The sequence below is a fragment of the Bacteroides sp. genome, assembly GCF_028690125.1.
Taxonomy (GTDB): domain Bacteria; phylum Bacteroidota; class Bacteroidia; order Bacteroidales; family Bacteroidaceae; genus Bacteroides.
Genome location: NZ_JAQVBV010000026.1, coordinates 1 through 26,860, shown reverse-complemented (window position 1 = coordinate 26,860; position 26,860 = coordinate 1). Strand labels below are relative to the sequence as shown.

The 26,860-nt window shown below is 38.3% G+C and carries 21 protein-coding genes, 2 tRNA genes and 1 rRNA gene; 7 read left to right on the top strand and 17 right to left on the bottom strand.

The annotated features are described in order from the left end of the window. The first annotated feature begins 94 nt into the window (after window positions 1-94). Window positions 95-1,540: a glutamate decarboxylase gene (locus PHO71_RS16055; protein WP_300205238.1), complete on the top strand. Its 1,446-nt coding sequence runs from the start codon at window positions 95-97 to the stop codon at window positions 1,538-1,540. A gap of 8 nt (window positions 1,541-1,548) precedes the next feature. Continuing rightward, the gene (gene glsA / locus PHO71_RS16050; RefSeq protein ID WP_300205236.1) at window positions 1,549-2,514 is read left to right on the top strand and encodes a glutaminase A; all 966 of its coding nucleotides are present in this window, start codon (window positions 1,549-1,551) and stop codon (window positions 2,512-2,514) included. Window positions 2,515-2,623: 109 nt separating this feature from the next. Here glsA and PHO71_RS16045 read toward each other — a convergent pair whose 3' ends face one another. Then, complete coding sequence (locus PHO71_RS16045; RefSeq protein ID WP_300205234.1) at window positions 2,624-3,406, bottom strand: potassium channel family protein; 783 nt, start codon at window positions 3,404-3,406, stop codon at window positions 2,624-2,626. Between the two features lie 179 nt (window positions 3,407-3,585). Here PHO71_RS16045 and gadC point away from each other — a divergent pair, with 179 nt between their 5' ends. From gadC to PHO71_RS16025, 4 genes are all read left to right on the top strand, one after another. Beyond that, window positions 3,586-5,226 carry a putative glutamine/gamma-aminobutyrate antiporter GadC gene (gene gadC / locus PHO71_RS16040; protein ID WP_300205232.1) on the top strand — a complete coding sequence of 547 codons (1,641 nt, stop codon included), beginning with the start codon at window positions 3,586-3,588 and terminating at the stop codon, window positions 5,224-5,226. A 235-nt stretch (window positions 5,227-5,461) separates the two neighbouring features. Further along, a tRNA-Phe gene (locus PHO71_RS16035) sits at window positions 5,462-5,534 on the top strand. A gap of 10 nt (window positions 5,535-5,544) precedes the next feature. Continuing rightward, window positions 5,545-5,617, top strand: a tRNA-Pro gene (locus PHO71_RS16030). A gap of 569 nt (window positions 5,618-6,186) precedes the next feature. Further along, on the top strand, window positions 6,187-7,965 hold the full coding sequence (locus tag PHO71_RS16025; protein ID WP_300205230.1) for a glycoside hydrolase family 2 protein: 1,779 nt from the start codon (window positions 6,187-6,189) through the stop codon (window positions 7,963-7,965). Window positions 7,966-8,085: 120 nt separating this feature from the next. Here PHO71_RS16025 and PHO71_RS16020 read toward each other — a convergent pair whose 3' ends face one another. From PHO71_RS16020 to PHO71_RS16010, 3 genes are all read right to left on the bottom strand, one after another. Continuing rightward, window positions 8,086-10,287, bottom strand: coding sequence for a S41 family peptidase (locus PHO71_RS16020; protein ID WP_300205228.1), 2,202 nt, complete (start codon window positions 10,285-10,287; stop codon window positions 8,086-8,088). A gap of 297 nt (window positions 10,288-10,584) precedes the next feature. Then, window positions 10,585-13,713: a glycosyl hydrolase gene (locus tag PHO71_RS16015; RefSeq protein WP_300205226.1), complete on the bottom strand. Its 3,129-nt coding sequence runs from the start codon at window positions 13,711-13,713 to the stop codon at window positions 10,585-10,587. A gap of 66 nt (window positions 13,714-13,779) precedes the next feature. Further along, window positions 13,780-14,295: a DUF2961 domain-containing protein gene (locus PHO71_RS16010; RefSeq protein WP_300205224.1), complete on the bottom strand. Its 516-nt coding sequence runs from the start codon at window positions 14,293-14,295 to the stop codon at window positions 13,780-13,782. A 463-nt stretch (window positions 14,296-14,758) separates the two neighbouring features. On the opposite strand from PHO71_RS16010, the gene PHO71_RS16005 reads away from it, so the two are divergent. Next, complete coding sequence (locus tag PHO71_RS16005) at window positions 14,759-16,393, top strand: alpha-galactosidase (protein WP_300205223.1); 1,635 nt, start codon at window positions 14,759-14,761, stop codon at window positions 16,391-16,393. A 153-nt stretch (window positions 16,394-16,546) separates the two neighbouring features. Here PHO71_RS16005 and PHO71_RS16000 read toward each other — a convergent pair whose 3' ends face one another. The 13 genes from PHO71_RS16000 to rrf all read right to left on the bottom strand — a co-directional run. Then, window positions 16,547-17,353, bottom strand: coding sequence for a hypothetical protein (locus PHO71_RS16000; RefSeq protein ID WP_300205221.1), 807 nt, complete (start codon window positions 17,351-17,353; stop codon window positions 16,547-16,549). Window positions 17,354-17,368: 15 nt separating this feature from the next. Next, window positions 17,369-17,737: a GntR family transcriptional regulator gene (locus PHO71_RS15995; RefSeq protein WP_300205219.1), complete on the bottom strand. Its 369-nt coding sequence runs from the start codon at window positions 17,735-17,737 to the stop codon at window positions 17,369-17,371. Window positions 17,738-17,749: 12 nt separating this feature from the next. Further along, entirely contained in the window at window positions 17,750-18,610 is an 861-nt protein-coding gene (locus PHO71_RS15990) for a hypothetical protein (RefSeq protein WP_300205308.1), read from the bottom strand. A gap of 5 nt (window positions 18,611-18,615) precedes the next feature. Next, a complete protein-coding gene (locus PHO71_RS15985) occupies window positions 18,616-19,461 on the bottom strand; it encodes an ATP-binding cassette domain-containing protein (protein ID WP_300205217.1) in 846 nt (281 codons plus the stop codon). A 167-nt stretch (window positions 19,462-19,628) separates the two neighbouring features. Further along, window positions 19,629-21,062 carry a tetratricopeptide repeat protein gene (locus tag PHO71_RS15980; RefSeq protein WP_300205215.1) on the bottom strand — a complete coding sequence of 478 codons (1,434 nt, stop codon included), beginning with the start codon at window positions 21,060-21,062 and terminating at the stop codon, window positions 19,629-19,631. Window positions 21,063-21,083: 21 nt separating this feature from the next. Further along, window positions 21,084-22,022 carry a PstS family phosphate ABC transporter substrate-binding protein gene (locus PHO71_RS15975; protein ID WP_300205213.1) on the bottom strand — a complete coding sequence of 313 codons (939 nt, stop codon included), beginning with the start codon at window positions 22,020-22,022 and terminating at the stop codon, window positions 21,084-21,086. 7 nt (window positions 22,023-22,029) lie between these two features. Beyond that, a complete protein-coding gene (locus PHO71_RS15970; protein WP_300205211.1) occupies window positions 22,030-22,848 on the bottom strand; it encodes an energy transducer TonB in 819 nt (272 codons plus the stop codon). A gap of 28 nt (window positions 22,849-22,876) precedes the next feature. Next, window positions 22,877-23,527: a biopolymer transporter ExbD gene (locus PHO71_RS15965; RefSeq protein ID WP_300205209.1), complete on the bottom strand. Its 651-nt coding sequence runs from the start codon at window positions 23,525-23,527 to the stop codon at window positions 22,877-22,879. A 15-nt stretch (window positions 23,528-23,542) separates the two neighbouring features. Further along, the gene (locus tag PHO71_RS15960; protein ID WP_300205207.1) at window positions 23,543-24,148 is read right to left on the bottom strand and encodes a biopolymer transporter ExbD; all 606 of its coding nucleotides are present in this window, start codon (window positions 24,146-24,148) and stop codon (window positions 23,543-23,545) included. 29 nt (window positions 24,149-24,177) lie between these two features. Continuing rightward, on the bottom strand, window positions 24,178-24,975 hold the full coding sequence (locus tag PHO71_RS15955) for a MotA/TolQ/ExbB proton channel family protein (RefSeq protein WP_300205205.1): 798 nt from the start codon (window positions 24,973-24,975) through the stop codon (window positions 24,178-24,180). 149 nt (window positions 24,976-25,124) lie between these two features. Then, entirely contained in the window at window positions 25,125-25,571 is a 447-nt protein-coding gene (locus PHO71_RS15950) for a hypothetical protein (protein WP_300205203.1), read from the bottom strand. 660 nt (window positions 25,572-26,231) lie between these two features. Next, window positions 26,232-26,675, bottom strand: a complete 444-nt coding sequence (locus PHO71_RS15945; RefSeq protein ID WP_300205201.1) for a hypothetical protein — start codon at window positions 26,673-26,675, stop codon at window positions 26,232-26,234. Window positions 26,676-26,776: 101 nt separating this feature from the next. Beyond that, window positions 26,777-26,860 (bottom strand): 5S ribosomal RNA (rrf, locus tag PHO71_RS15940); the annotation flags it as partial.

The window sequence follows — 26,860 nt, the reverse complement described above, 5'->3', positions numbered from 1 at the left end:
AAAACCAGCAAACTTTCAATAGTATGTAATGTTGTTGTGAAAAACTAGACGGGGAAAATCCCCATCGCCTAAACCTTATAAAAATAAATTAAGTATGGAAGATTTAAACTTTAGAAAAGGTGATGCCAAGACAGATGTATTTGGTTCTAACAGAATGTTACAACCTTCACCAGTAGAAAAGATTCCTGATGGTCCTACTACCCCTGAAATTGCATATCAAATGGTGAAAGATGAAACATTTGCACAGACTCAACCAAGACTAAATCTAGCAACCTTCGTCACTACTTACATGGACGAGTATGCTACGAAACTGATGAACGAGGCTATCAACATCAACTACATCGATGAAACTGAGTATCCGCGTATTGCAGTAATGAATGGTAAATGTATCAATATCGTTGCCAACCTGTGGAATTCTCCGGAAAAGGATACTTGGAAAACTGGCGCTTTGGCTATTGGCTCTTCCGAAGCTTGTATGTTAGGTGGCGTAGCAGCTTGGTTGCGTTGGCGTAAAAAAAGACAAGCTCAAGGCAAACCGTTTGATAAACCAAACTTCGTTATTTCAACCGGTTTCCAGGTAGTTTGGGAAAAGTTTGCTCAACTGTGGCAGATTGAAATGCGTGAAGTACCTTTGACATTGGAAAAAACTACTCTCGATCCGGAAGAAGCATTGAAAATGTGTGATGAAAACACAATCTGTATTGTACCTATCCAAGGTGTTACATGGACAGGATTGAATGATGACGTCGAAGCACTTGACAAATCTCTCGATGCTTACAATGCAAAGACAGGTTATGACATTCCTATCCACGTAGATGCCGCCAGTGGTGGTTTCATTCTTCCATTCCTATATCCGGAAACGAAATGGGACTTCCGTCTGAAATGGGTACTTTCTATCAGTGTATCTGGTCATAAATTCGGACTTGTTTATCCGGGATTAGGCTGGGTAGTATGGAAAGGCAAAGAATATCTACCGGAAGAAATGTCATTCAGTGTAAACTATCTCGGAGCTAACATTACTCAGGTTGGTTTAAATTTCTCTCGTCCCGCTGCTCAGATATTAGGTCAATATTATCAATTCATCCGCTTAGGATTCCAAGGTTACAAGGAAGTTCAGTACAATTCTTTGCAGATTGCTAAATATCTTCATGGTGAAATAGCCAAGATGGCTCCATTCGTAAACTATTCTAAAGAAGTAGTGAACCCGCTATTTATTTGGTACATGAAACCGGATTATGTTAAGACTGCAAAATGGACTCTGTATGATTTGCAAGACAAACTGTCTCAACATGGCTGGATGGTTCCTGCTTATACATTGCCTGAAAAACTTCAAGACTATGTAGTAATGCGTATTGTTGTTCGTCAGGGATTCAGCCGCGATATGGCAGATATGTTGTTGGGTGACATCAAGAATGCAATTGTTGAATTGGAAAAACTAGACTTCCCGACTCCTACTCGTTTGGCTCAGGAAAAGAACTTGCCAGTAGAAGCTAAAATATTTAATCATGGTGGACGTCGCAAAAAAGCCGCTAAAAAATAAATTGCTTTATGGATAAAAAAATAACTATTGCTCAATTACAAGCATTGGTAGAGGAAGCATATGAGCAGGTAAAGACGAATACTGGTGGTAAAAATGCCGACTATATTCCTTATCTGGCAAATGTAAACAAAGATCTCTTCGGAATTAGTATTTGTCTGCTTAACGGACAAATTATACACGTAGGAGATACTGATTACCGCTTCGGTATTGAATCCGTATCCAAAGTACATACAGCTATTTTGGCACTTCGTCAGTACGGTGCAAAAGAGATATTAGAGAAGATAGGTGCTGATGCAACCGGATTGCCTTTCAACTCAATCATCGCTATTTTATTAGAAAACGATCATCCTTCTACCCCGTTGGTAAATGCCGGTGCAATCTCTGCTTGCAGCATGGTAAAGCCGATTGGCGACTCTGCTAAGAAATGGAATGCTATCGTAGAGAATATTACTGACTTATGTGGTAGTGCACCTCAACTGATTGCCGAATTGTACAAATCGGAATCAGATACTAACTTCAACAATCGTTCTATTGCTTGGTTGCTGAAGAATTATAACCGCATCTATGACGACCCGGATATGTCATTAGACCTCTATACTCGTCAATGCTCTTTAGGAGTAACTGCTCAGATGCTGTCCGTAGCCGCCGGTACAATAGCCAATGGTGGAGTGAATCCGGTAACTAAAAAAGAAGTATTTGAGGCTAGTCTAGCTCCTAAAATCACGGCAATGATTGCCGCAGTAGGTTTTTATGAACATACAGGTGACTGGATGTATACTTCAGGTATTCCCGCCAAGACAGGTGTAGGCGGTGGTGTAATGGGCATTTTGCCCGGTCAGTTTGGCATTGCTGCATTTGCTCCTCCTTTGGACAGCGCAGGCAATTCCGTTAAAGCTCAGCTGGCTATTCAGTACATTATGAATAAACTTGGTCTAAACGTATTCGGAAATAATCATATCATTGTTGGGGAGTAAAATTCGATTTTTTTCAACGTGAAAGAGGGCGCTATCCTGTAAAAAGGATAACGCCCTCAATTTTATTATCTGAATTAGGCTTTTACTTATATTTATTAAACGTATTTTGTTATGAATCTGCCTTCTCCGTTGGAGGCTGCTGTGGTTTTTGTCCTTGTGCCACAGTTTGTACCTGTTGTGTAGTCTGATCTTGGTAATACTGTTTCTTCTTATTGTTTGAACTCTGTACCAGATTGGTCACATATACTGTAAAAATAGGGAACATCATCATACCCAAGGCTGCTAATACGACCGACAATACACGCCCTGTAACAGTAACAGCTATAATATTCGAACCAACGGTAGTGACATCCATAAATGCCCACCACAAAGCATCACCATATCCAACAACCAAAGGATTCACTTTATGCTCGAGTAAAAAGAATGCTAAACTGGAGAAGTAAACAGTAGCAAGCAACATCGTCAGGTAAGAGACAAAAAGACTGGAAGCTCTATTATAAGTAAGCCATCCAACTACAATAGCGAGTGCATATCCCCCTCTCAACAAAGGAATAAAACGTAACATATAAGTAACTTCCGGCGAAAATGTCCAACCATAATAAGTAATAATATTCTGATAAGGAATCGCCACTAGCAAGAAGACAAAGTGAGAACGTAAATAACGCCATTTATGCTTTGCCAGAAAGAATTCCAATACAAAATCAAACAAGAACCAGATACATATCCATAGCTGGACCTTCATATACGTAGATTGCGTATAAAAGGGAATGCCCTTAAATGTATCAATCGAAATACTTATGACCAGAAAAAGAGACATCAACAAAATGACCACATGAAGAATGCCGTAGATACCCTTTTTCTCCCATACAAAATCAGAAAGAGCGGATTTCATAATTGTTAATTTTAAAAAGTTTCCAGTATTATTATGTACAGAAACAAAAAGAAGCGACGAATGTTCCAGCAGTATACATTTGTTAATTAACCAACTTTGAACTATAAATTGCAAACATCTCCTAAGGAATCTTGTTATAAACACTGACTAAAAAAATATTTCACTTAAAACCTTAACTTATGGCAAATATTAAAAATGTAGTGAAGCTGGGTGTATTTACTCTGGCTATCATGAATGTTACGGCAGTAGTATCCCTGCGTGGACTGCCAGCTGAGGCCGTCTATGGAATGAGCTCAGCTTTTTATTATCTTTTTGCAGCTATTGTTTTCCTCATCCCTACATCGCTCGTTGCAGCAGAGCTGGCAGCTATGTTCCAAGATAAACAAGGTGGTGTGTTCCGATGGGTAGGCGAAGCTTACGGAAAAAAACTCGGATTTCTTGCCATTTGGGTACAGTGGATCGAAAGCACCATTTGGTATCCGACCGTATTGACATTCGGTGCTGTTTCCATCGCCTTTATAGGTTCAAATGATGCACACGACATGACATTGGCAAACAATAAGTACTACACACTAGCCGTTGTACTTATCATTTATTGGTTAGCTACCTTCATTTCATTAAAAGGTATGGGTTGGGTAGGTAAAGTAGCTAAAGTCGGTGGTATGGTAGGAACTATTATTCCTGCAGCTCTTCTGATCATTCTGGCAATCGTTTATCTGGCTTCAGGCGGGCACTCTAATCTTGACTTCCACAGTAGTTTCTTCCCTGACCTGACTAACTTCGACAACGTCGTACTGGCAGCTAGTATCTTTTTGTTTTATGCAGGTATGGAAATGGGCGGTATTCATGTAAAAGATATGGAGAATCCATCTAAAAACTATCCGAAAGCTGTATTTATCGGTGCTTTTATCACTGTTATCATCTTCGTATTAGGTACTTTTGCCCTAGGAATCATCATTCCTACCAAAGACATCAGTTTAACTCAGAGCTTACTTGTCGGTTTCGATAATTACTTCAAATATATCCATAGCTCTTGGCTATCACCAATCATCGCCATTGCCTTGGCATTCGGTGTATTGGCAGGTGTCTTGACATGGGTTGCCGGTCCGTCAAAAGGTATTTTCGCCGTTGGAAAAGCCGGTTATATGCCTCCGTTCTTTCAAAAAACTAACAAGATAGGTGTTCAGAAAAATATTTTGTTGGTACAAGGCATTGCAGTAACCGTATTGAGTCTTCTGTTCGTTGTTATGCCTTCGGTACAAAGTTTCTATCAGATACTGTCACAATTGACAGTAATCTTATACTTAATTATGTATATGTTGATGTTCTCTGGAGCAATCGCTCTACGTTACAAGATGAAGAATTTGGACCGTCCGTTCCGTATTGGTAAAGGTGGTAATGGATTGATGTGGATCGTTGGTGGTCTAGGATTCTTGGGTTCTTTGCTCGCTTTTATATTGAGTTTTATTCCTCCTAGCCAAATTTCGACTGGTAGTAATACTGTATGGTTCTCCGTATTGATTATTGGTGCTCTGATCGTTGTGATCGCTCCATTCATCATCTACGCTTCTAAGAAACCTACATGGGTAGATCCGAATTCTAGTTTCGAACCGTTCCATTGGGAGGTACAAGCTCAACCTGTTACTACTAAAGTTGGCTCAACTGACACTACTACTTCTGCAACAACAAGTTATAGTACAAATACCAGTACACCAACTGCAACAGGAGAAACCGTCGATTCATCAAGCAAGCCTTCTCCAACAGGTTCAGAGGATACATCCGATACTGCTACCAGTAAAGACAAAAATCCAACGTCTTAATCTGTGGTATAGATCGTATAGAATAATTTATAAAAATAATCCCTTGATAGTTTCCCATGGGAAACTATCAAGGGATTATTTCATGCATTCCAGTCTCTTACCTGTTATTTACAATACTCACAACTCTTTTACAGCATTTATTCTCCTTCTCTTTTATAGCATTCCGGATATTTTTCGAAAAAAGTTCTTGCAGTATAAAAAAATATATTTATCTTTGCACCCGCAAACGAGAAAAGGTGCCATAGCTCAGTTGGTAGAGCAAAGGACTGAAAATCCTTGTGTCCCCGGTTCGATTCCTGGTGGCACCACTTTCGAGAGCGGAATGTAGCGCAGTTGGTAGCGCACTACGTTCGGGACGTAGGGGTCGGGCGTTCGAGTCGCCTCATTCCGACAGTAAAAAGCGGCAAATGAATTAGTTCATTTACCGCTTTTCTAATTTCTTACCTTTTTCAAATCGAGAAAGACATAGACGAGATAACATACCACTCTCCGTTGTCTGACTTTCTTCCTTCGATTAAAATAGTGACTCTATCCGGCAATTATAGCAACAGTATCATAATCATATATTGTCACTATATTAAGCATATACCGTCACTATAATTCTTAGCTTTAGTAGATTCGAATATTGCTTCAATTTGCCTAGTAGTAGTGGATGAATTACTACCTGGTAATTGATTAACTACTACCGGGTAATTGATTCATTACTACTAAGTAGTTGAGATAACCATTGCCGAATACAAATAACTATAAATAAAAGAACACATCCAACTAAAATTTCCACCTAATCCGGAATTGTTACATTATTATTTTATATATGTACTAAATGTAACTAGTTTACCTCAAGAATGAACAGATATTTTCCTTATTTGAGCAATTAATTTCCTCTTTTATCCACTTTAATTCTTATTTTTGTAATCAACTAAGATACTTGAATAATACAAAAAACAAAAATTACAAAACATGAGAAAAGCACATCTGATTCTCGTTAGTCTATTACTCTCTTTTGCAGCAAAGGCAACGAATGATATTCCCAGACCGGAATATCCGCGTCCACAATTTGAAAGAACCGATTGGGTTAATTTAAACGGAGCATGGACCTATGAATTCGATTTTGATAATTCGGGGGAGAAACGTAACTTGCCAACTACGAATGGTCTCAGCAAAACAATTATCGTTCCTTTCTGCCCGGAGAGTAAGTTATCCGGAGTAAACTACGCAAACTTTATAAAGAGAATGTGGTATCAACGTTCTCTGACGATACCCGCAGACTGGAGCAACAAAAAAGTTCTGCTTCATTTCGGCGCCGTAGATTATGCCGCCAGTATCTTTATTGATGGACGGCAAGTAGGTTTTCATCAAGGCGGCAGTTCTCCTTTTTCTATAGATATCACCCATATAACGCAACCGGGTAAGACTCACAATTTGGTAGTATCCGTATCGGACGATATAAATTCAGGACTTCAGGGATCGGGCAAACAGTCTGCTAATGTAAATTCCTATGCCTGCTTTTATACCCGTGTCACAGGTATCTGGCAAACTGTATGGATGGAAGCGGTTTCTCCTTATGGATTGAAAGCGGTGGTAACCAACCCGGATATTGACCAGAAACAATTGGTTATCACTCCACAATTTTATCAGATATCTGATGACCAGACTCTGGAAGTTACGATGTATGACGGAAAGAAGAAGGTAGCCAAACTGACATCCAACTGCGCTAATGGCAATAATTTGATTTTGCCGGTGAAAAAGATGAAGCTCTGGAGTCCCGAAACGCCTCATCTTTATGACATCATTTACCGTGTGAAGGATGCCAAAGGGCAGGTCATTGACGAAGTAAAATCTTACGTGGGAATGCGCAAAGTACATACTGCCAACGGCCAGTTTTACTTAAACAACGAACCCTACTTCCAACGTCTGATTATGAATCAAGGATATTATCCTGATGGCATCTGGACTGCACCTACCGACGAAACACTAAAGAATGACATCGTATTAAGTAAAGCCGTCGGGTTCAATGGCGCACGTCTCCATCAAAAGGTTTTTGAAGAACGTTTCCATTATTGGGCAGACAAGCTGGGTTTTATCACTTGGGGAGAATTTCCTAACTGGGGAATGAGTAGTAGTAACGAACTTGCATCACGTAATTTTCTCAGTGAATGGATAGAAGTAGTCGAACGCGACCGCAATCATCCTTCCATTATCACATGGGGCCCTTTCAATAACCCAATGGATATAATAGGCGGCATACCTTTGCCATTCGTGCGCTTGGTATTCGATACACATAAACTGACAAAAGCAATCGATCCCAGTCGCCCATTCAACGATATGGGTTCGAATTTTCACTTCCTGACCGATATTTGGAGTATTAGTAATTATGAGTCCGACGCAACACGTTTCGCTCTAGGATTAAAACCGAATAAGAACCAGCATTCTTATACCAATCAGCCCTTAATCATCAGTGAATTCGGAGGTATGGTATGGGATATATCAGATACGAACAACAGGACATGGGGACATGGAGAAATGATTAGCAATGAAGACGCACTCTATGAACGTTTGGAAAAACAGGTCAATGCTATACAGGCCGCCGGAAATGTGACCGGATTCTGTTATACACAGCTCAACGATATCGAACAAGAGAAAAATGGTATTTATACTTACGACCGAAGCGCCAAATTAGATACAGTACGCATAAAAGCTATCTTTGAAAAGATACCAAGCAGACCGGTAAAGAAATAAATCCGGTTTATTCATCTTACAAAGTTCGCCCCTTCAACAAGGTTTTATTATAATTCAGCCCATCAACGTTTTTTTGTATGATTACGTTGATGGGCTGATAAGTTTTACAGGAATCAAGTGCTATTGCTCACTCTCAACGTATTCAATGGCTTTTCTGATCCACATATCTTCTCCTGCCTCCACATCTTCTACAGTCTGCTCCACCGGGATATCTATCCGTACTCCCTCCCGTTGATTCATCCCCCATTCAGGATAAAAAGCACCCGCCATTGTATAATTAAACTTTAGACCGCGAGGCAGATACAAATATCCGCAATGCCCATTAGCTCCGGCAGTCTGAGTACCAATAACTGCACTACGGGGTGCTGTGCGGAAAGCAATAGAAGTGAGTTCCCCAAAGCTTTGAGTTCCTTCGTTCACTAAAATTGCAATCTTGCCTTTAAAATAATCAGGGTTCTTTTCTACGCCCACATATCCTATCACATTAATGACATAATTACCCGGAAACTTCTTCGGATTAATAGAATACCACATAAAAGGATTTTGTTTGGGAAAAAGATACTTCTCAAGCAAATTCATTGTATACCACTGAGGATATTTACGCATATCCAATATAAGTCCTTTGGCATTTGGACGAGTTTTCATCAATTTTTCCATCATTTGAGCACTCGTTTCGCCTACATTTATATATAGAATATCCTTTGCATTCAGTCCGTAATCCTCCGGTTTCTTTTTACCTTTGTAATCCATCCTCGCAAAGGTTTGCATAGGTATAACACATTCACGAGAGATCCCTTTGTTCTCGATCGTAACCTTTATTTGATTTTCTGATGTGACAAAAAGTTTGTGAGACACATTCCTTAATAATCCTCTTTCATTGGACGAAGGCAGAAGCAAACGGTTAATTTCAACGATTTCGGATATCGGTTTATCATTCACAGCCAGGATGACCGAACCTCTATCAACATCCTTCAGTATAGTAGATTCTACTACCAGTTTTCCGTCTTTCGTCTGAGTAAGTCCCAATGGAAGACCATTTAAACGGGGACCATACGGAAACTCAAGATTTCCATGTGAGTCATTAACTTCAGCAGCCAGTTTGAGTATAGAATTGTCTAAATCGGCTTCTGAAGAGGCATTTATAAACTCAGGAAGATACTGTGCCAGAAGAGTACTCCACTTATGATTCGTAAGGTTGGTATAAGGGTACGCATGTTCAATCGCATTCCACAATCGGTAAACCGTAAGAATGCGATAACCCTGATCTTCCCAACCAATACTCGGATAAGGTTTATCTCTGGCAAATTCTACATTCTCTTTTCCGCTGAGTAACGGGAGATAATAGTTAAATACACTGTTACGTTTCGCATTCTTGATCTTTACCAGTTTTTCAGACAACCTCTTATCAAAGATGTTTTGGTCTTCCAACCAATCCAGTTGAGCAAAGCGGTGGTACTGAGTAGAATCTGTGATAGTGTAATTCTCCGTTTCGGTAATTTCACCGTATTTGTCTACCCACTTATTGAGAAGTGCGTTTCTTACTTTTTTATTCTTTGCCTCGGCTATCTCCGGCATCACTCTAAACAATTCAAAGTCCCAGTTATATTTTCCAGTCACAACTTGTGGATGAAAATATTTAAGGAATCCCCAGACCTTACCCAATACCTCCAGATTTTCCAATGTTTGCGGACTAACCTCCTTGATTGATATGCCTGAACTTCTTACGAACTCTATATCTTTATCCACCTCAATGTCCGGGTTCTTAACAATATCGAACGACTGACCATCGAATAACACCTGGCAATCACTCACCCATAGTTTGACATCTCCCTCACAGAATACCCTGAAATAATAATCTTCCGAATGCTCCAACGGTATCTCCACATAAAACTCTTTCCAATCCTGATTCCCGTTGCATTCAATGTCCATAGCCTTCACTGCTTCTTTCTTTAAGTTTGTTTTAAAGTTAATTAAGAAGCTGACTTTTGCATGATCTGCCTGTTCGTACTTATATTTACCTTTAAATACGATTGTTTTTCCCACAATGTCCTGATTGAAAATATAAAAATAAGTATCTGTTTTCTTCCCTTTAAGAGACGGAATTAACATGGAAGACTGATTATTATAGAGAACTTTGGTATCTACCCTAACATCTTTATTATCACTGTACCAAGCCATTTTAAGTTTGCTCTGCATTAAGCCGGTAGAAAGGATACGAGTCCCGTCGAAAGTCAGAAGCCCTTTCTTACTTTGGTCAGACTGTGCGTACACGTTAAAAGAAACCAGTGCACACAGCAATAAGCTAAATAGTCTATTTTTCATAAGTATAATAGTTTTGTTGTTCAATTTACATATCAACAAGTTTACGTTCTACACACAACAAAGGTTTGTGCTCTTACTTAACAAATATCGGAAATAAAGAATAAAATAAGAGACATTATTTGTTCATAATATAACAATATCTATTCATTTTGACTCTGAATATATACAGAAAAACGGAGTAGTTAGACAAAAACCATACAAAGTATCATAAGAAACGATACTTTGTATGGTTTTTATCTAAATTCGTGACTTTCAATTAAATAATAAAAGCAGATATAAGATTAATCTAAATAAATATTATTTGATCAGATAATCGCAAGCCTTTATCTGAACAGGACCTAATAATCCGGAAGATTGGAGTGGTGAATTCGCATTCCAAGGATTAACAGCAGTCCAAGTAGGACGTAAGTTTTCCGGTAATTGCTGGTCACCAATCAAGCGATTCTCCCAGTTATTCACGACTTCAACTCTTATAGTATTCTTTCCTGCACGCAAATAATCAGTGATATTGAGTTGATAAGGATAGGTCCATACACCACCCGCATACTGATCGTTAATATAGACTTTTGCCATTACCATCACTTTCCCTAAATCAATATACAGCTGTTTCTTCGGTAAATTCTCCAAGTTAAATGTATTGCTATAAATAGCTGTCCCGGAGTAATACTTGATACGTGCATCTTCTGCCTCTTTCCAATCTGTCAGGCTATTGAAAGTTACAACTTCCTCCGGTCCTCTAGCCTTCTTATCAAAAGAAACAGTCCAGGGAGTATCTACATTTATCAACACATCCGTTTGAGGATAATTACTGCCGGACATCTTTTTCCCAGTTTTTTCACGGAAAACAATAAAAGAACTTTCAAGAGGCTCCAATTTTAAAGGTACTGTAGTCAATCCATTTTTTTCTGTATATTCTGGCAAGAAACGCATATCCTGAGTCAGCGGATTCCACAACTCGGGCGTTTTAGAAGAAGTTCGGAAGGTCGCGTCAAAAGAGATCGTTTGCTCACTCTGATTGGACAAGAAGTAGAAATCTCCTTCCGACGTCCGACGATGGATAAACAAAACCGGAGCTTCATTGCTTACGCTGCAATCAGGAAATAAAGACAATGCTGCGAAAACCTTCTCTAACGAATCGTCAGATGAGAATACATGACCTTTTCCATAGTTCTGTCCTGCCCACAAGTCTAAAGCCATATTCTTCACTTCACGGTCAGCTTGGGGATAGCCGGCCATGCTTGGTGAGTATTCCGGAGCAGTTCCTACAATGACCAATCCTGCTTTCACGAGCTCTTTCACTTTCTTCAGAACCTCCGGTCTCATCGTTTTCTGGCGGGGCAATACGAGTACACGATATTGCATACCACTTCTCAATGTCAGTTTACCATTCTGCACAGAAGCCTGGTCCAAAAGTATTTCTGAGTTTATATAATCAAAAGAATATCCTTTAGGCAAAGCCGGATCACAAACGCCTGTCATTTTGGGGGCATCTTCACCAATAAAATAAGCTACATCAGCCATATATTGACCTTGTTGCAACATAAAATTACAACGTTTCAGATAACCGGTAAATACATCCATTTGGTTGAACCAAGTATTATTACGATTAAATTCGCAACCAAACCAGGCACTCATTCCCGGCAGGCGGTCACTTGATGGTTGATGGATATATACGTGCAACAACGTACTATTAATTCCTTCTGTAAAGAAGCGGTCACCACGTTGTTTCATCAGATAAGGATAACGATGAAAATTAGGTCCTCCGGCGGTAAATGACTCCGCCCAAACATTCTTTTTCCCATAGATATGAGCGCAAGAAGAAGCAGCGCGATTTTCAATATCTCCTAAAGAACCTTCGCACCAGAACTCACCACCGACTTCATCCGACTGTCCGCCATACTGTAAGAATTCACCGGGAAATCCCCAATGCCCGTAATTCTCCAACCAGGTCTTCAAGCCGTGTTTATGACATACTTCGCGCAAACCACCTACATAATCATAAGCTACCCGATCGGCTACCAACCGACGAAGATCCCAAAGGAAACGGTCGGAACGATCAGGATTTTCCACTATCAACCCTTTTAAAACAGGAAGATAAGGAACCGGGTCATATTTGTATTTCCGCTTGAAACTTGCAATCATATCGTCTGTCCAGTTTTGACCACCAGTCTCATAACTATCCTGCACCACCAACTTAAAGCTAGAACGGTCTTTCTCCGGTATACGTCGAAGGATCTCTCCAATAAAAGCATCAAAGTGAGCAGCAACGTGCTTCTTACTCATTTTATCCACTTCTAGTCCTGTTCCTTCAGGGCTGGCAGGACTGTTGGTCACTTGTGTAGAACGCATACCGGTGCGCATGATGGTCCACTCGCCTTCCGGAACTGTCCAATTAAGTTTGCCATCCTTAAAGGAAGAAGTAATATCCACTACCTTATTCGATTCAATCAAATAGTTCTTGTCGGACACACCCGGTAATCTCTCCCACATATAATCATGCCAAAGGGGCAGAGGAGTTTGAAACATTTTAGCCAACATCTTCTCCGGATAACGTTCCAGCATGGGTTGTGAGGAAAGTTGCACCTCCAGTTCCGCATTACCACCGGCATGAATAACCAGACGAAAATCCTGTCCGGTTGTCTCCGGCAAAGAGATTACGACAGGAGGATAAGGAATAAATCCTACATTCAAAGCGGCATTACTTCTATCGATATGTATTTTTTTAAGTAACCGGTACTCATTCCCCACTTTAACATATAAATCGGCATCTGTCTTTATAGGGGTATTTGCCTGGAGGAAAAAACTACGAATAGTAGCTTCTTTAGAAAGGCTCATCTCTACCACTTCTTCTTTGCCTTCTTGTTTCTTCACCTTCCAGTTTCCACTAAAGACATCTCCTGACGGGGCCGGAAAAGCAATTACGCGAACGTCTTCCGCATCTTCCGCAATAGCAGGCAAAGCCGTTTTTAATACCTGCGGTCCCTTTACTTTTAATTCGGAAGAAGCCAGATAGCGCATACTCTCATTAGGTTTGATCCAGGGTCCGCCGGACTGACTCCAACCAGGACTATTAAAAATACCAATCTCAATATTAAGTTCTCCTGCCTTCTTCAGTGCAGCGTGCAGCACTTCCCACCATCCTTCCGTAAGAATTTTATGTTTCCCGGAAGGAAGATCACCTAAGCCTATATTACCTATATAAGCACGGCTGATTCCCGCTGCCTTCATAGCCTCCAAATCCTTAATAACTCCTTCTTTAGATATATTGTCAGAGATCCAATACCAATAAACAGCTACTCTTACATCATCCGGCACTTGCCGGAAACCTGTTTCTATTTTCTCAAATGATAGAAATTTATCTTTTCGTTCTGCACGTACCACAAAAGAAAAGAAACTCAAAAAAAGCAATAAGATAACTGTCCGCATAATTTAAAAGTATTTTTGATAATATTGTTTATGTTATTGGATCGAATGACTAGAAGGTACTAATATTTATCTGGAAGTCGGAATCTCCAAATCATCTTTACCGAGCAAAGCAAGGAACTTTGCATGAGATTCTGCCTGATACCAAAATACAGTAGAAGCTATATCCGATTTTTGATTATTATATCTTCCGTCATGTCTCCATCCTAAGTCTTGTATAGTTACCTTCAATTCTCTATCAAAACGAATTGGGTCTACAATATGCCAACTATAGAGCCCGAAAGTTTGAACTGCGCTATACAGTCCATCAGGCCGGATCACCTGATACATACCTGCATAAGAAGTAGTGAACTCCTGATACCTTCTCTTAGCCACGTTTCTGGCATCTCCCTCCATTGCAAGATCCCCCATACCTCCTTTACCTTTCTCACCTGTCCTATTTTCAGGACTGATGGAACGAGTACGGGCATTGGATAATTTTGATAATGTTCCCATATTCATATCCAATCCATTGAAAGGATATTCTTTTTGAGTATTTATAGAAAGGCTCAAAAAGAACATTAGTAATAACAAACTTCTTTTCATAATCTATCAATTTAAAAAAGAATGATATTTCATTCCAAAAGTAAACAATAAAATTTAAATATCAAATTTACTTACCATTTATACTTACTAAAATCCGTACAGGACCCAATAACACAGATTTCAATAGGGGAGAATCTTTGGTATAATGGCTAAAAGTAGTAAATGTAAACCAGTCTCTCGCCCGTATTTTTACCTTTCAGCAACCATTCCAGCCATTGCCCGTTTACAATTCCATCATATTCATTAAACTCATTTATACTACTGTGTTTGAATAAAACAGTACTACGATTTATCAAGAAAATCCTAATTTTGTAAGAAAGAAAGCAAAAACATTCTTTCACTTTCCCGGCATATCTTTTATAAAAAACGACAGTTCTCATTCAATTTATTTGCACGCGAATAGAATCATTTATATCTTTGGTAACTTAATTTATTTAATTCATTATTAATCTACATTTACACAATGAAAAACAAGTTCTATCTCCTAGCTACAGCAGTCATCTCTCTTTTCTGTAGCAGTTGCACGGAAAGCGGAATGACTCAGTCAAATAGTGATAAACCGTTTGCCCCTCCCATTATGGGATGGAGTTCGTGGAATGCCTTCCTTGTAAACATCAGCGAAGACATTATCAAGAATCAGGCTGATCTCATGGCAAAAACAGGCCTGAAAGATGCCGGTTACCTCAATATCAATATTGATGACGGTTTCTTTGGAGTACGAGACAGTACCGGAAAGATGCACGTCAATGCAGAACGTTTCCCTAACGGAATGAAACCGGTAGTAGACCATATACACGGTCTGGGGCTAAAAGCTGGTATTTATACAGATGCGGGAAATAATACGTGCGGGTCGATGGCAAACAATGATCACTCCGGAGTAGGAGCCGGTATCCACGGACATGAAGAGCAGGATGCTCAATTATATTTTGGTGAATGGGGATTCGACTTTATTAAAATAGATTATTGTGGTGGAAGTTACTTAGGATTGGATGAGCAAAAACGCTATACTTCTATTAGAGAGAATATTAATAAAGTAAATAAGAATGTTTCTGTCAATATCTGCCGTTGGGCTTTCCCCGGAACATGGGCCGAAGATGTAGCAACTTCATGGCGTATCAGTGGTGACATTAATTCTCATTGGAATTCATTAAAATATGTGGTAGGCAAAAACCTTTATTTATCTGCCTATGCTAGAAACGGACACTACAATGATATGGATATGATGGTAGTAGGTTTCCGTAATAATAGTGGTGTAGCGGGAGCAGGACTTACTCCAACCGAAGAAGAAGCTCATTTTGGTTTATGGTGTATCATGAGTTCGCCTTTATTAATTGGATGTGACCTTGCAGCTCTTCCTGATTCTACTCTTCAGCTATTAACAAACAAAGAACTAATTGCACTAAACCAGGACCCTTTAGGATTGCAAGCCTATGTAGTTCAACATGAGAACGAAGGATATGTACTTGTAAAAGATATCGAGAAAAAACGTGGAAATGTTCGTGCTGTAGCACTCTATAACCCATCTGATACAGTTTGCACCTTTTCTGTTCCATTCTCTACATTAGAGTTTAGTGGAAACGTAAAAGTACGCGATCTTGCAAAACATAATGATCTGGGAAGTTTCTCCGGTACCTTCGAACAATCTCTTCCCGCTCATAGTGCTATGTTCCTTCGTATGGAAGGAGAAAACCGTTTAGAACCAACTTTGTATGAAGCAGAATGGGCTTACTTGCCTCTCTATAATGACTTGGGTAAAAATTCTAAAGGCATTGTATATTCTTACGACGGACAAGCTTCCGGTAAAATGAAAGTAGGATTTATCGGTGGACAGCCGGAGAACTATGCAGAATGGTCCGAAGTATATAGCGAGAAGGGCGGACGTTATAATATGATGATCAACTATTCATTCGGCAAAGACCGTCAATTGGATGTGACAGTCAATGGAAAAACAACCAGAATTAATTCATTAAGCGACAATAACGATCATAATCAAATAACAGTACCCGTAGAACTTAAACCGGGTTACAATGTGATTCGTATGGGAAATAGTTATAATTGGGCACCGGATGTCGATTATTTCACTTTGACTAAAGAATGATAGTTAATAAATAAACCAAAAAAAAATTTGTCACTTTATAAGAAGGTACGGATTTAGCAATAATAATTGCAGGATCCGTACCTTTTTTAGTTAGCTGAAACCTATTGAAAACTGATTTTATATTCGGCTCGTTCTTTTTGATATCCAATGCCATTACTCCATTACAGTAATGCAAGACTTCTCACTAAGCGTAACACGCAATTCTGAATCTTTTTTCTCAGGAATCCAAAACAGACGTTTACATTCACCTTTTGCCAGGTACACATTACCATTTTTTCCTTTCAAATATTCCGTGTCAATTTTACATGTGCCAACATTTACACTCCAGTCATTAATATAGTCCAGAGACAAATACAAGTTGTGAACATTACCACTTTTAAGTTCCAGATTTCTACCACATCTCAAAACATTGAAAGCGGTAAAATTACAATCTTCCACTGAAACAGGAACAGAAACATTCATAACAAGAGAATCCTGCGAGAGACTCTTAAGTGATAATTGCTGATTTCTCATATCACTGATAATAGTTTCCACACTTGGTGGTATTCTTAGTTGCCAGTCACCAATATGCATATTCAGATATTTTTGTTTCTCAAATTTATCAGCCAGTTTATCTATTGGATAATCAAAAGAAATCTTTAAAGTATCTCCTGCAACTTTCATTGTCAGATAATCATTTACCCCTTTTGGGTAAGAAAGTATATTCTTTTCTGCTTCCGAAGGCAATATTTCCAAACTAGAATTTCCCATCCAGACCATGTGACCCTCCTCTTCAATTACTGTTTGAGTAAGCCATATTACTTTACACGGTGGAAATTCTTTTTCCACTTGTTCTCCTCTCAAAACAATGTCATCTGAACCATAAGGTCTTCCTGTGAGGAACATCATCAATATTCCTCCTACCAGTACAATAAGACCGGCAATGAAGAGACCTATCAATATATAAGTTGTACGTTTCATAATCTTTACTTCATTTTACTGTTCTTTTTTACAAAATTCCCGATACATATCTGTGATCTCCTTCATCGGAATATCAAGCGTTTTGATCTGCTGAAAGAAATATTCCAATTCTTCCTTCAAAAAGGTATCCTTTCGCAAAGAAAGAATCAGTTCTTTGGCACCCGTAGCTACAAAATAGCCAATACCACGTTTATTATAAATAACATTCTGCGACTGAAGATAATCGTAAGAGCGCATTACCGTGTTGGCATTCACTTCTACAATAGCAGCATATTCTCTGACAGAAGGTATACGTTCCTCCTTCATATACAGCTCCAGAAGTATCTCATCACAGATTCTATCAGCAATCTGCAGATAAATAGCTTTACTTTCTTTAAAATTCATAGGCTTAGGAAATTACATACGTTGAATAACCTCTAATTCTTTAAAACGGAAATATGAAAGAACCCAGTTGAACAGAGTAAAGAAAATTAGAATTACAGAAATTATAGCAAAGATTTTCTCTTCTCTAAAATCGCTGAATGGAGGTCTGTATATTACTTCTTTTTCAAATAATACACTACCTAAGAATGTGCCCACTACCATATAGATTAAAACAATAACCGCGACGACAGCAAAAGTCTTAATGAAGGAGTTCTTTGGCCAAACAGAGCTACCTAATACAAATAATGATTGCACAAACCAATATAAAGAAAGAACAAATGTCAGCTGATACATTTCATTAAAAACATGATAATGGGGTCCAATATCATTTTCTCTAACCAAGTCATTCAGATTTACAGGAAGAATAGCCTTTGCTATATCTGGATAAGTTAATGAATAGACCAATACACGTGTATAATCCGCTAGTTTAAAAGCAATAAGAAAAACGATCAGAAACACAATGGTAGATACCAGCCAACGAGAAAAATAGTTTTCAAAAGGTGTTGCCGGAGTCATTAATGTAGAAGTTCGTCCTGTTTTATTCTTCATTTTTTCCATTGTAAACGATGCGCTCAACCATCCAAAACCAAACAAAAAGAAGAAAAAAGACATCAATACGAACTTCCAAACAGTGTCATAATCTGCATAATGGTTTATAAAAGATTTTGAATCATATGAATGTCTATATTCTAAATAACCATTCCATAAAAAAACAATTGCCATTACTCCATAAATTAAAACTATACGAAGTATATTTGACTTCCAATTCTCCACCATCTCTTTACGACAGAGATTCACAAAACGGGGCATACTGAAAAAAGTGTCTTTTATCATCTTCATTAGTTTTGAGGGTGAAACAATTGGGAGATTTTCTCAGGATTCGAAAGAGTAGCATTAAAAAGAAGTTCTAGATTTATTTCCGATTCTTCATCATTCTCATTGGCAAGCATTATACTATTTCCTTGTAAGGAAGGAGTACTAAATAAAGCATCTTTCAACAGTTCACGATTGTCACTCTCGACAAACAATAATTTCTCGGTAATTCTCGATGTTGATTCGTTAAGTAATACCTGGCTTTTATCCACAATCACCACATGATCCAACGCTTTATCAATATCGCGAACCTGATGAGTAGAAATTACGATAGTCTTATCTTCCGACATACCTGATGCAATAAATTTACGAAACTGGCTTTTACTGGGAATGTCCAATCCATTGGTTGGTTCGTCCATCAGTAACAAAGAAGTATTGGTGGCCAGAGCAAAACTCATGAACACCTTCTTCTTTTGGCCCATAGAAAGTGCTCCCAGATTAATATCCATTTCCATCTCAAAATAATGAAGATATCTCATCATATCCTCTTTACTGAATCGCGGATAAAACAAACGGTTCAGTTCCACATAACTAACTAACGATACAGGAGGTAACTCAAATTCTTCGGGTACCAAAAACATATCCTGCAAAGTAACAGGCAAACGACGACGCACATCAGTATCATGATACATTACTCGCCCTCCTTTCGGAGTCAGAAGACCAGACATTAAATAAAGAAGAGTGGATTTACCCGCACCATTCTTACCCAACAGTCCATACACCCTCCCCTTCTCCAAAGAAAGAGAGAAATCGTGCAAAACAGAAGACCTGGATTTTCGATAAGAAAACGAAAGATTCTCAACTGTAACCATAGCTCTTAAATTAGAAGTTTCAATTGTTTTAGTGTATTAGTTTAATAGTACACTGCAAATGTAGAGAATCTTTTGAATATTCCAATAGAAAAAGAGAAAATATAAAAAGGAGGAGCTAAGAATCACTCTCCACTCCTCCTGTCACGACAAACAACTAAAATTATTCACTATTTGATGCCATCCAATGCTCTTTTAGCAGTAGCATTAGCGGGGTCTATAGCCAGAATTTTGTTCCAATATTCCTTGGATTCGGGCAGCTTATTGACTACCAGATAATAATACCCAAGGTAACTGTAACACTCAATCAAAGCAGAATTGTACCGGGAATCGTTTTTGCTTTCCAACATAGCAGCCACTGCTTCATAGAAAGGTTTTGCCAATCCCTGAGTTGTTTCGGGATCAAGTGCCGAATTGGTACGAGCTCTCCAAAAGTTACCTAAATAACTGTCCGGAGCTACTTCAGCTATGGCTTTGAACACGGAATCAGCCGATGCCAAAGCCTGCTTACGCTCTTCTTCTGTGATTACTAATGAATCAGCCTGCGTACCTGTACCGTAATAAAGTTTACCCATTTGAAATTGCAAATCAGGAGTTTGCTGTTCCTTTTCAAGGGACGAATAATACTTTTGGTAAGCACTGATTGCTTTTTTATACTCATTCTGCTCTTCATAAGCAGAAGAGATATTTTTATATAAATCTGTCTTTGTTGAATCTAAGGCAACAGCTTTCTCATATTGCTCGGCAGCTTCTCCGTATTTCTTTAAAGCTTCCAACAAATGACCATAATACATATAATCCAAGTAAGAGTAGTCTGCCTTATCACATTCTTTAAAGAAAATATCGGCAGATTTGATTGCTTCATCAAAGCGTTTCAGGTCAGTGTAATTATACATTGCCAGACGATTGAATGCAGCATGACGTGAATTTTTCTTCAATCCCATATTAGCCACTTCAAGCGACTTGTCAAAATCATGTTTCAAAAAAAGTGCAAATGCATATTTTGCTAAATCTTCTTCAGTTGCTGTCGGTTCAGTCGCAAACTGCGAATAAGCATCAGCAGCTTTGGAAAAATCATTTTTAAAATAATAAATCTCGGCTAGTTTTTTATCTACATTTGTGTTGGACGGTTCCAAAGCTTTCAGTTGTTCCAGCTTCTCAATAGAAAGGCTTGCATTGGCTGATCTATAAATATCCGCATATTTCAGGTAAGCTTCCATACAATGGGGATCGAAATAAATAGCTTCTTCAAATTTTTGGGAAGCCAAACCTGCATTCTTCTGAGCAAGTGCAATGTCACCTTCCAATAAGGAAGCAAGAGCCGATTTACCATTCACTTTTTTGGCAAGAGCAGCATATTTTTCTGCTTCCGGCAGTTTCCCAGCTTTCAGATACGCTTCTCCAATCGCTACCAAAAGTTCTACATTCTTTTTATTTTTTCCTTTTATCAGTTGTTCAGCTTCTTCCGTCGCTTGAGTCGGATTCTTCTGAATAGTTTCTTTCAACTTTGCAACACCCGCCTGCCATTCAGCATCGGATGATTGCGCATAGAGCGACCCAACTGCTATAAACGCTCCAGCTAAAAACATTTGTACTCGTTTCATGATAGTCTCTAATTTTAGTTATTATTCGTCTCTTACATTAACAACACGTGTTGGCTGCGTGGCCGGAAGAAGTCCCGACTTGAAAATAATCCGCTGCCCTTTATCAAAAGTCATAAAAGAGGCAAATCCCCAGGGCAGCCCACCACGGGGGTCATTCAGCAAAGCATAAATAGGACGTGCCAACGGATAATTGCCATAATACAAATAAGCCTGAAAAGGTTTATAACTATTGGCAACAGTTGCCACATCTTCGTCACTCACTGCCATGACTCTGATTTCTTCTATAAAAGATAGATTAGTAGTATCCCGGCGATTTCCTAACCAGTTTACTCCAATCACTCCTATCGCATCAGGAGTCTTCGCTACATAATCTATGACCTGTTGGTTCGTTTTCAAAGCGCTCACATTACCTGTTGCCAATGACCTTCCCCCACAGATAGAATCTATAGCAAAACGTACCGTACTCGAGTTTTTATTGTCAAATACCACTTGAATCTCTTTTAGATGGGAACTTGGATAAACTTCTTTCCAATCCTTTACTTCTCCTGTCAAAATACGGCGGAAATCTCGCACGCTTAACAAAGAATCCGGATTGGAACGATTAACAATCAGTGCCAAAGCGTCTGTAGCTAACTTAATTTCCTTAGGGAAAAACTTACGGCTATGAAATGATTCCATTTCTTCTTTAGTCAGTGTCCGGGTTGCAATAGCCAACCGGACACTGTCTTTCAGAAGTAAATTAATGGCTTCCACTTCCGTAGTATAGCGAGGGACAATTCCAGCTGCAGGATAAAGACTTTCAAAAACATCAATCTCTTCCTGTATAATGGGTTCAAAACTTGCATCTGCCGCAATAGCAACCACACCAGACGAATAAGTATCCGTTGGTCCTCCTTTAGAACGGCAAGCACTAAATACCGTCAATAATACAATGCCTATCAGCCAAAATTGTCTATCCATCTTTAATTTACTGTAGTTTAAATAAGACCGGAACAGTGAACTTCACACGTACCGCTTTACCATTCTGTTTACCGGGAAGCCATTTTGGCATACCTTTTATAACACGTATTGCTTCTTTGTCCAGATAAGGATCTACTCCACGAGCTACATGTACATCTGTAATTGAACCATCACGTTCTACCACAAATTGTATAATAACACGTCCTTGCGTACCTTGCTCTTGTGCAATTGTCGGATATTTGATATTCTTTCCAAGATAAGCCATTAATTCCTGATTTCCGCCAGGAAATGAAGGCATCTGTTCTACTGCTTCAAATACTGTATTATCCGGTTCAGGTGTACCCTGCACTACGATTTGTTTCAAGTCAGAAATATCTGCTCCGTGAACTTCATCGTTACCTTTTACATCGGCAATCGAAATAGCCACATTAGTGGAAAGCAATTCTTCCTGACTCTTGATTTCATTCGTTTCATCAATTTCTGAATCCTTCTTTATCTTAGGAGTCGTAAACTTGATAGAACTCTTCACTGCCTGAGGAGGAGGTGCCACAGGAACAACTTTTTTCACTTCTTCCTGTTTAACTTCTGGTGCTTCCAACTTCGACAAGGTAGTTACTTCTGTCATTACTTCTTTTTGCTTCGGAGTCGCCAATTTAACGAGTGTAGGGATCGTAAAACCAACCAAGGCTATCACCAATACTATCAGCATGGCTATATTATGCCGCTTGGTAGAGTTTTCACGCATTTTATAGGCACCATACGCCTGATTCTTGCCTTCAAAAATCAGCTGACACCATTCCGAAGAAGTCAAATCTATTTTTGCCATTTTACTTTTCTTTTTAGGTGTTACTTATTTATTCAGCTAAGTTCTTCGACAACTCTCCTTTTGAAGTAAAGTTCTTCATCAAAAACTCATCTCCATCTGCAATATCAGTAATTACATATTTACCAATATTACAAATTTGCATTTCATCCAGCACATCAATCAGATTTTCATAAGAAGCATCATCTGTAGCCTTGATAATTACGGTGGGCGTGTCTTTTCCGCCCTTAATCTCTGTTACCTGCTTCTTAAAATCGTCATCCGTTATCTTTAAATCCAGCTTTTGCTGTTTCAAAGCTCTTACTTTATTCACTGCAACAGCATTTTTATGCAAGAGCACATCACGAATTCCATCTGGAGTATAACTAGTTTCCTTCAACGACGAATAGTCCTTATAGTCAGGTTCCCCTTCATAATAATAGAGTTTGTTGTCTCCACCCAGCAGTAACGTAATTGCCTGAGAAGCTTTCACCATACTCTTCTGCTCTTCTGTTATATCCTTATCATTCGACGGCATACTTATTTCCATCGTTTGAGGTATATTTAATGTGGTACAAAGCATAAAGAAAGTAATCAGCAACATATTCATATCTACCATCGGGGTAAAGTCTACCCGCACAGATATTTTTTTCTGCTTACTTTTTCCTGTCTTTCCACTGCTTTCTTGTACTTCGGCACTCATAATTTTTCCTCCTTTTTATTCTTCAGATGATCCTTTGAGAGTAGTAATCAGATTATACCGATTCTCCCGCAAATCCTGAAGAGAGTTCATTACATTCTTTATCACTGAGTATGGAGTCGAAGCATCTGCCTTGATAGCGATTCGCAAATCCGCATTGGCAGCACGAGCATTACGTACCCACGATTTAAACTGATTATCAGTACTATCACAAGGAATTCCTTCATTTTTCAGAATTTTATCCTGTTGATCTTCGGGAAGATCCAAGTACTGCTTCATACTTCCAATAGGTACCCCAAATGTAGGAGATATAATAAATTTTTTCTCTTGCTCCGGAGTAAATTTGATACCATATTCATTACCCATACTCTCCAAAACAGCCTGCATATCTTGCTGTTTATCGAGACTCATAAATACTTTCCCCGCCGGATCAATTAAAATCTGGAGTACATTTTTCTCTGGTATTTTAATTTCCGATACAGAAGCCGGAGTATTAACTGTTACCGGTTCTTTCTTTACAAATGCTGAAGTCAGCATAAAAAAAGTCAGAAGCAATACAGTTACATCACTCATAGCAGTCATATCTATGAACGTACTTTTCTTTTTAATTTGCGCTCTACCCATAATTAATAGATTTTAAAGAGTTCGCAAAATTAATGAGTAGCAGCAAAAGTCTGCACGATAGAGAATCCAACCTCATCGAGTCCGTAAGTCAATTTATCAATTTTGTTAGTGTAGTAGTTGTAAGAAATAACAGCCAATGCACCAGTCAAGATACCAAATGCGGTATTAACCAAAGCCTCAGAAATACCTTGTGACAATGCTAAAGAGTCGGTGCCACCACCTACAGCCAAAGCTGTAAACGAACGTATCATACCGATTACAGTACCAAGTAATCCCATCAATGTACCCAGTGTAGTGATAGTAGCAATAATAGGAAGGTTTTGTTGCATCATCGGCATTTCCAGAGCAGTAGCTTCTTCCAATTCTTTCTGAATAGCCAAAAGTTTCTGTTCTTTAGACAAAGTTGCATCGTTTTCCATCTCTTCATATTTACGAAGAGTAGAAGTAACAACATTAGCTACTGAACCACCTTGTTGATCACAGATAGCCTGTGCCTTTTTGATATCACCAGCAGACAAAGCTTCTTTGATATGAGCTACAAACTTAGCTAATGAACCTTTACCATAAGCAGAGCGGAGAGCTATATAACGTTCAATGCTCAATGCAATTACAGTTAGCAACAGTGTCTGAATAATAGGCACAATAATACCACCCTTGTAGATTGTACCTAAGATATTCAATGGATGGTTGTCGGGGTCATTATTCATAAAGTTAGCCCCATTTCCTAATAGGAAATAAAAAATACACAAAGCTATTATAAAACAGCAAATGATAACAATGCCAGCATTCTTAATGCCAACGACCTGAGTTTTTTTAGTAGTTTCCATAATAAGTTTTTTGTTAAGAAAATAAATTTTAGTTATTTAGAAAATTTTGATTTCGATTAGACACACTATGCTATAGACCTTACAACTTTAAAAAAAGCTGAGAAGAGTTCATACAAGGGTACGAAAAGTAAATAGAAAGGAATAAAATACTAAATAAAGATACGTCTTAGAGCGAACACGTAATAGTCGCTAGAGACAATGGAGTAATGTGGATCCTTATCCGAATTATAAGATTTACTTTGGTCTAATACAAGTGAATTTTCTCTTAACAAGAAAAACTTATGTATGATGTCTTTAAAAAAATCATTAGCTTCAATGATTCTACGCAGACGATAATTATTAGAACATGTTTCAGAAACAGATTTAATTGCCATCTCTACATCAGAAATAGACAACGATTGTGATTTATCAAGACCAGATGATGTACGAGTGCCTAAAGAGGAGCACGAATCAATAATATAGGAAGATTCTGAAAATTGGCACGATGAACATTCACTCTTAGAAATACAAGTTGAGAAATTCGTAGCAGTGCCACTGATGCTATATGATAGCATCAGTAAGACAAAGGCAAATATGAATTTCACAGAAACTTTCATTGTATTTCTCTTGTTATTATAGGATTCTCATGTTTCGGCGACAAATGTAGTAATAAAACATATCCGTTTGTCGTTATTCACATCATTTAAGGTTTTTAGTTTAACCCTATTATAGAAACAATCTACTATAAGTTTTGTTTCCATATAAAAAGGAATATTGCATTAATATATCTTTATACATAATAATATCATAAACCTCTTTATAGAAAAGATATAATTAAAATCTTAAAAATAAATAGGCTAAACCTCTTCCTCGATGTCTTATTTTCAATATCTGTTCAGAGTAAAATAATAGCCATCTTCTTTTCAATAAGGCAACTAACAAGACAAACATGAAAGACAATATGCCTTTCATATTCTCTATTCAATATTTTAATTGAACGGAGAAAATTTAACTTCTCTACTTGAAATAGTAAATCGCAGCCCAAATTAAATAAATTTATGCAGTCCCAATTATATAGAAATTCTCATTAGCTAGTCTTAGATATAAATGATCAGTTAATATTCACTTTTTAATTAGTATTATTAGAAACCTAATTGCTGAAACAATAACATTAGTGAATGCTACTTTATTAGCGGAAGAAGAAAAGAAACTGTCGTTTATCCTTTTGTGAAAGGATGATTATGTTTTTCACTTTAAGGGATAATTGTAGTTTAGCTTCACTTAATATTCTCAATCAAGCCTTCTAACTCTTTTTGTGAAAGCGAGTTTACGCTGACTCCTTGAATAATTGTTCTTCTAAGTTTATAAATGCCTAAATACTTTAAATCAACTTCATTAGATACCTTCGGATTTATAAGTAGTCTCATCCTTTTCTTATCATACAAAGGCTCTTCTTGTCCTTGCTCTTTAAATAATGTATCTAATTCATTCTGACTAATAGGAGCATGTTCACTCGCATTTTGGTAAATATTCACTCTGATAAATCCTAAGAAAAAGGTTTCTTCAGTAGTTTCTGCAAAACTACTGAATCGATTATTAGATATAGTATCCAGCATAGCTATATCTACTTTTGTCGTATTATATCTATTTAAAGGATGAGAAGCACAGCTATACAATACGGCTCCCAACGAGATAACCATCAGATATTTTAATTTTTTCATCTTTTCAATTCATGAATATGATTTCAAAGATAAGATAAATTCTTCTTACTACCAAACACAATAAAGCCCCTTGACTCTTTCGAATCAAGGGGCTTCTTGAAAAACGGCAGTTACCTACTCTCCCACTGTTACGCAGTACCATCGGCGTGACGAGGCTTAACTTCTCTGTTCGGAATGGGAAGAGG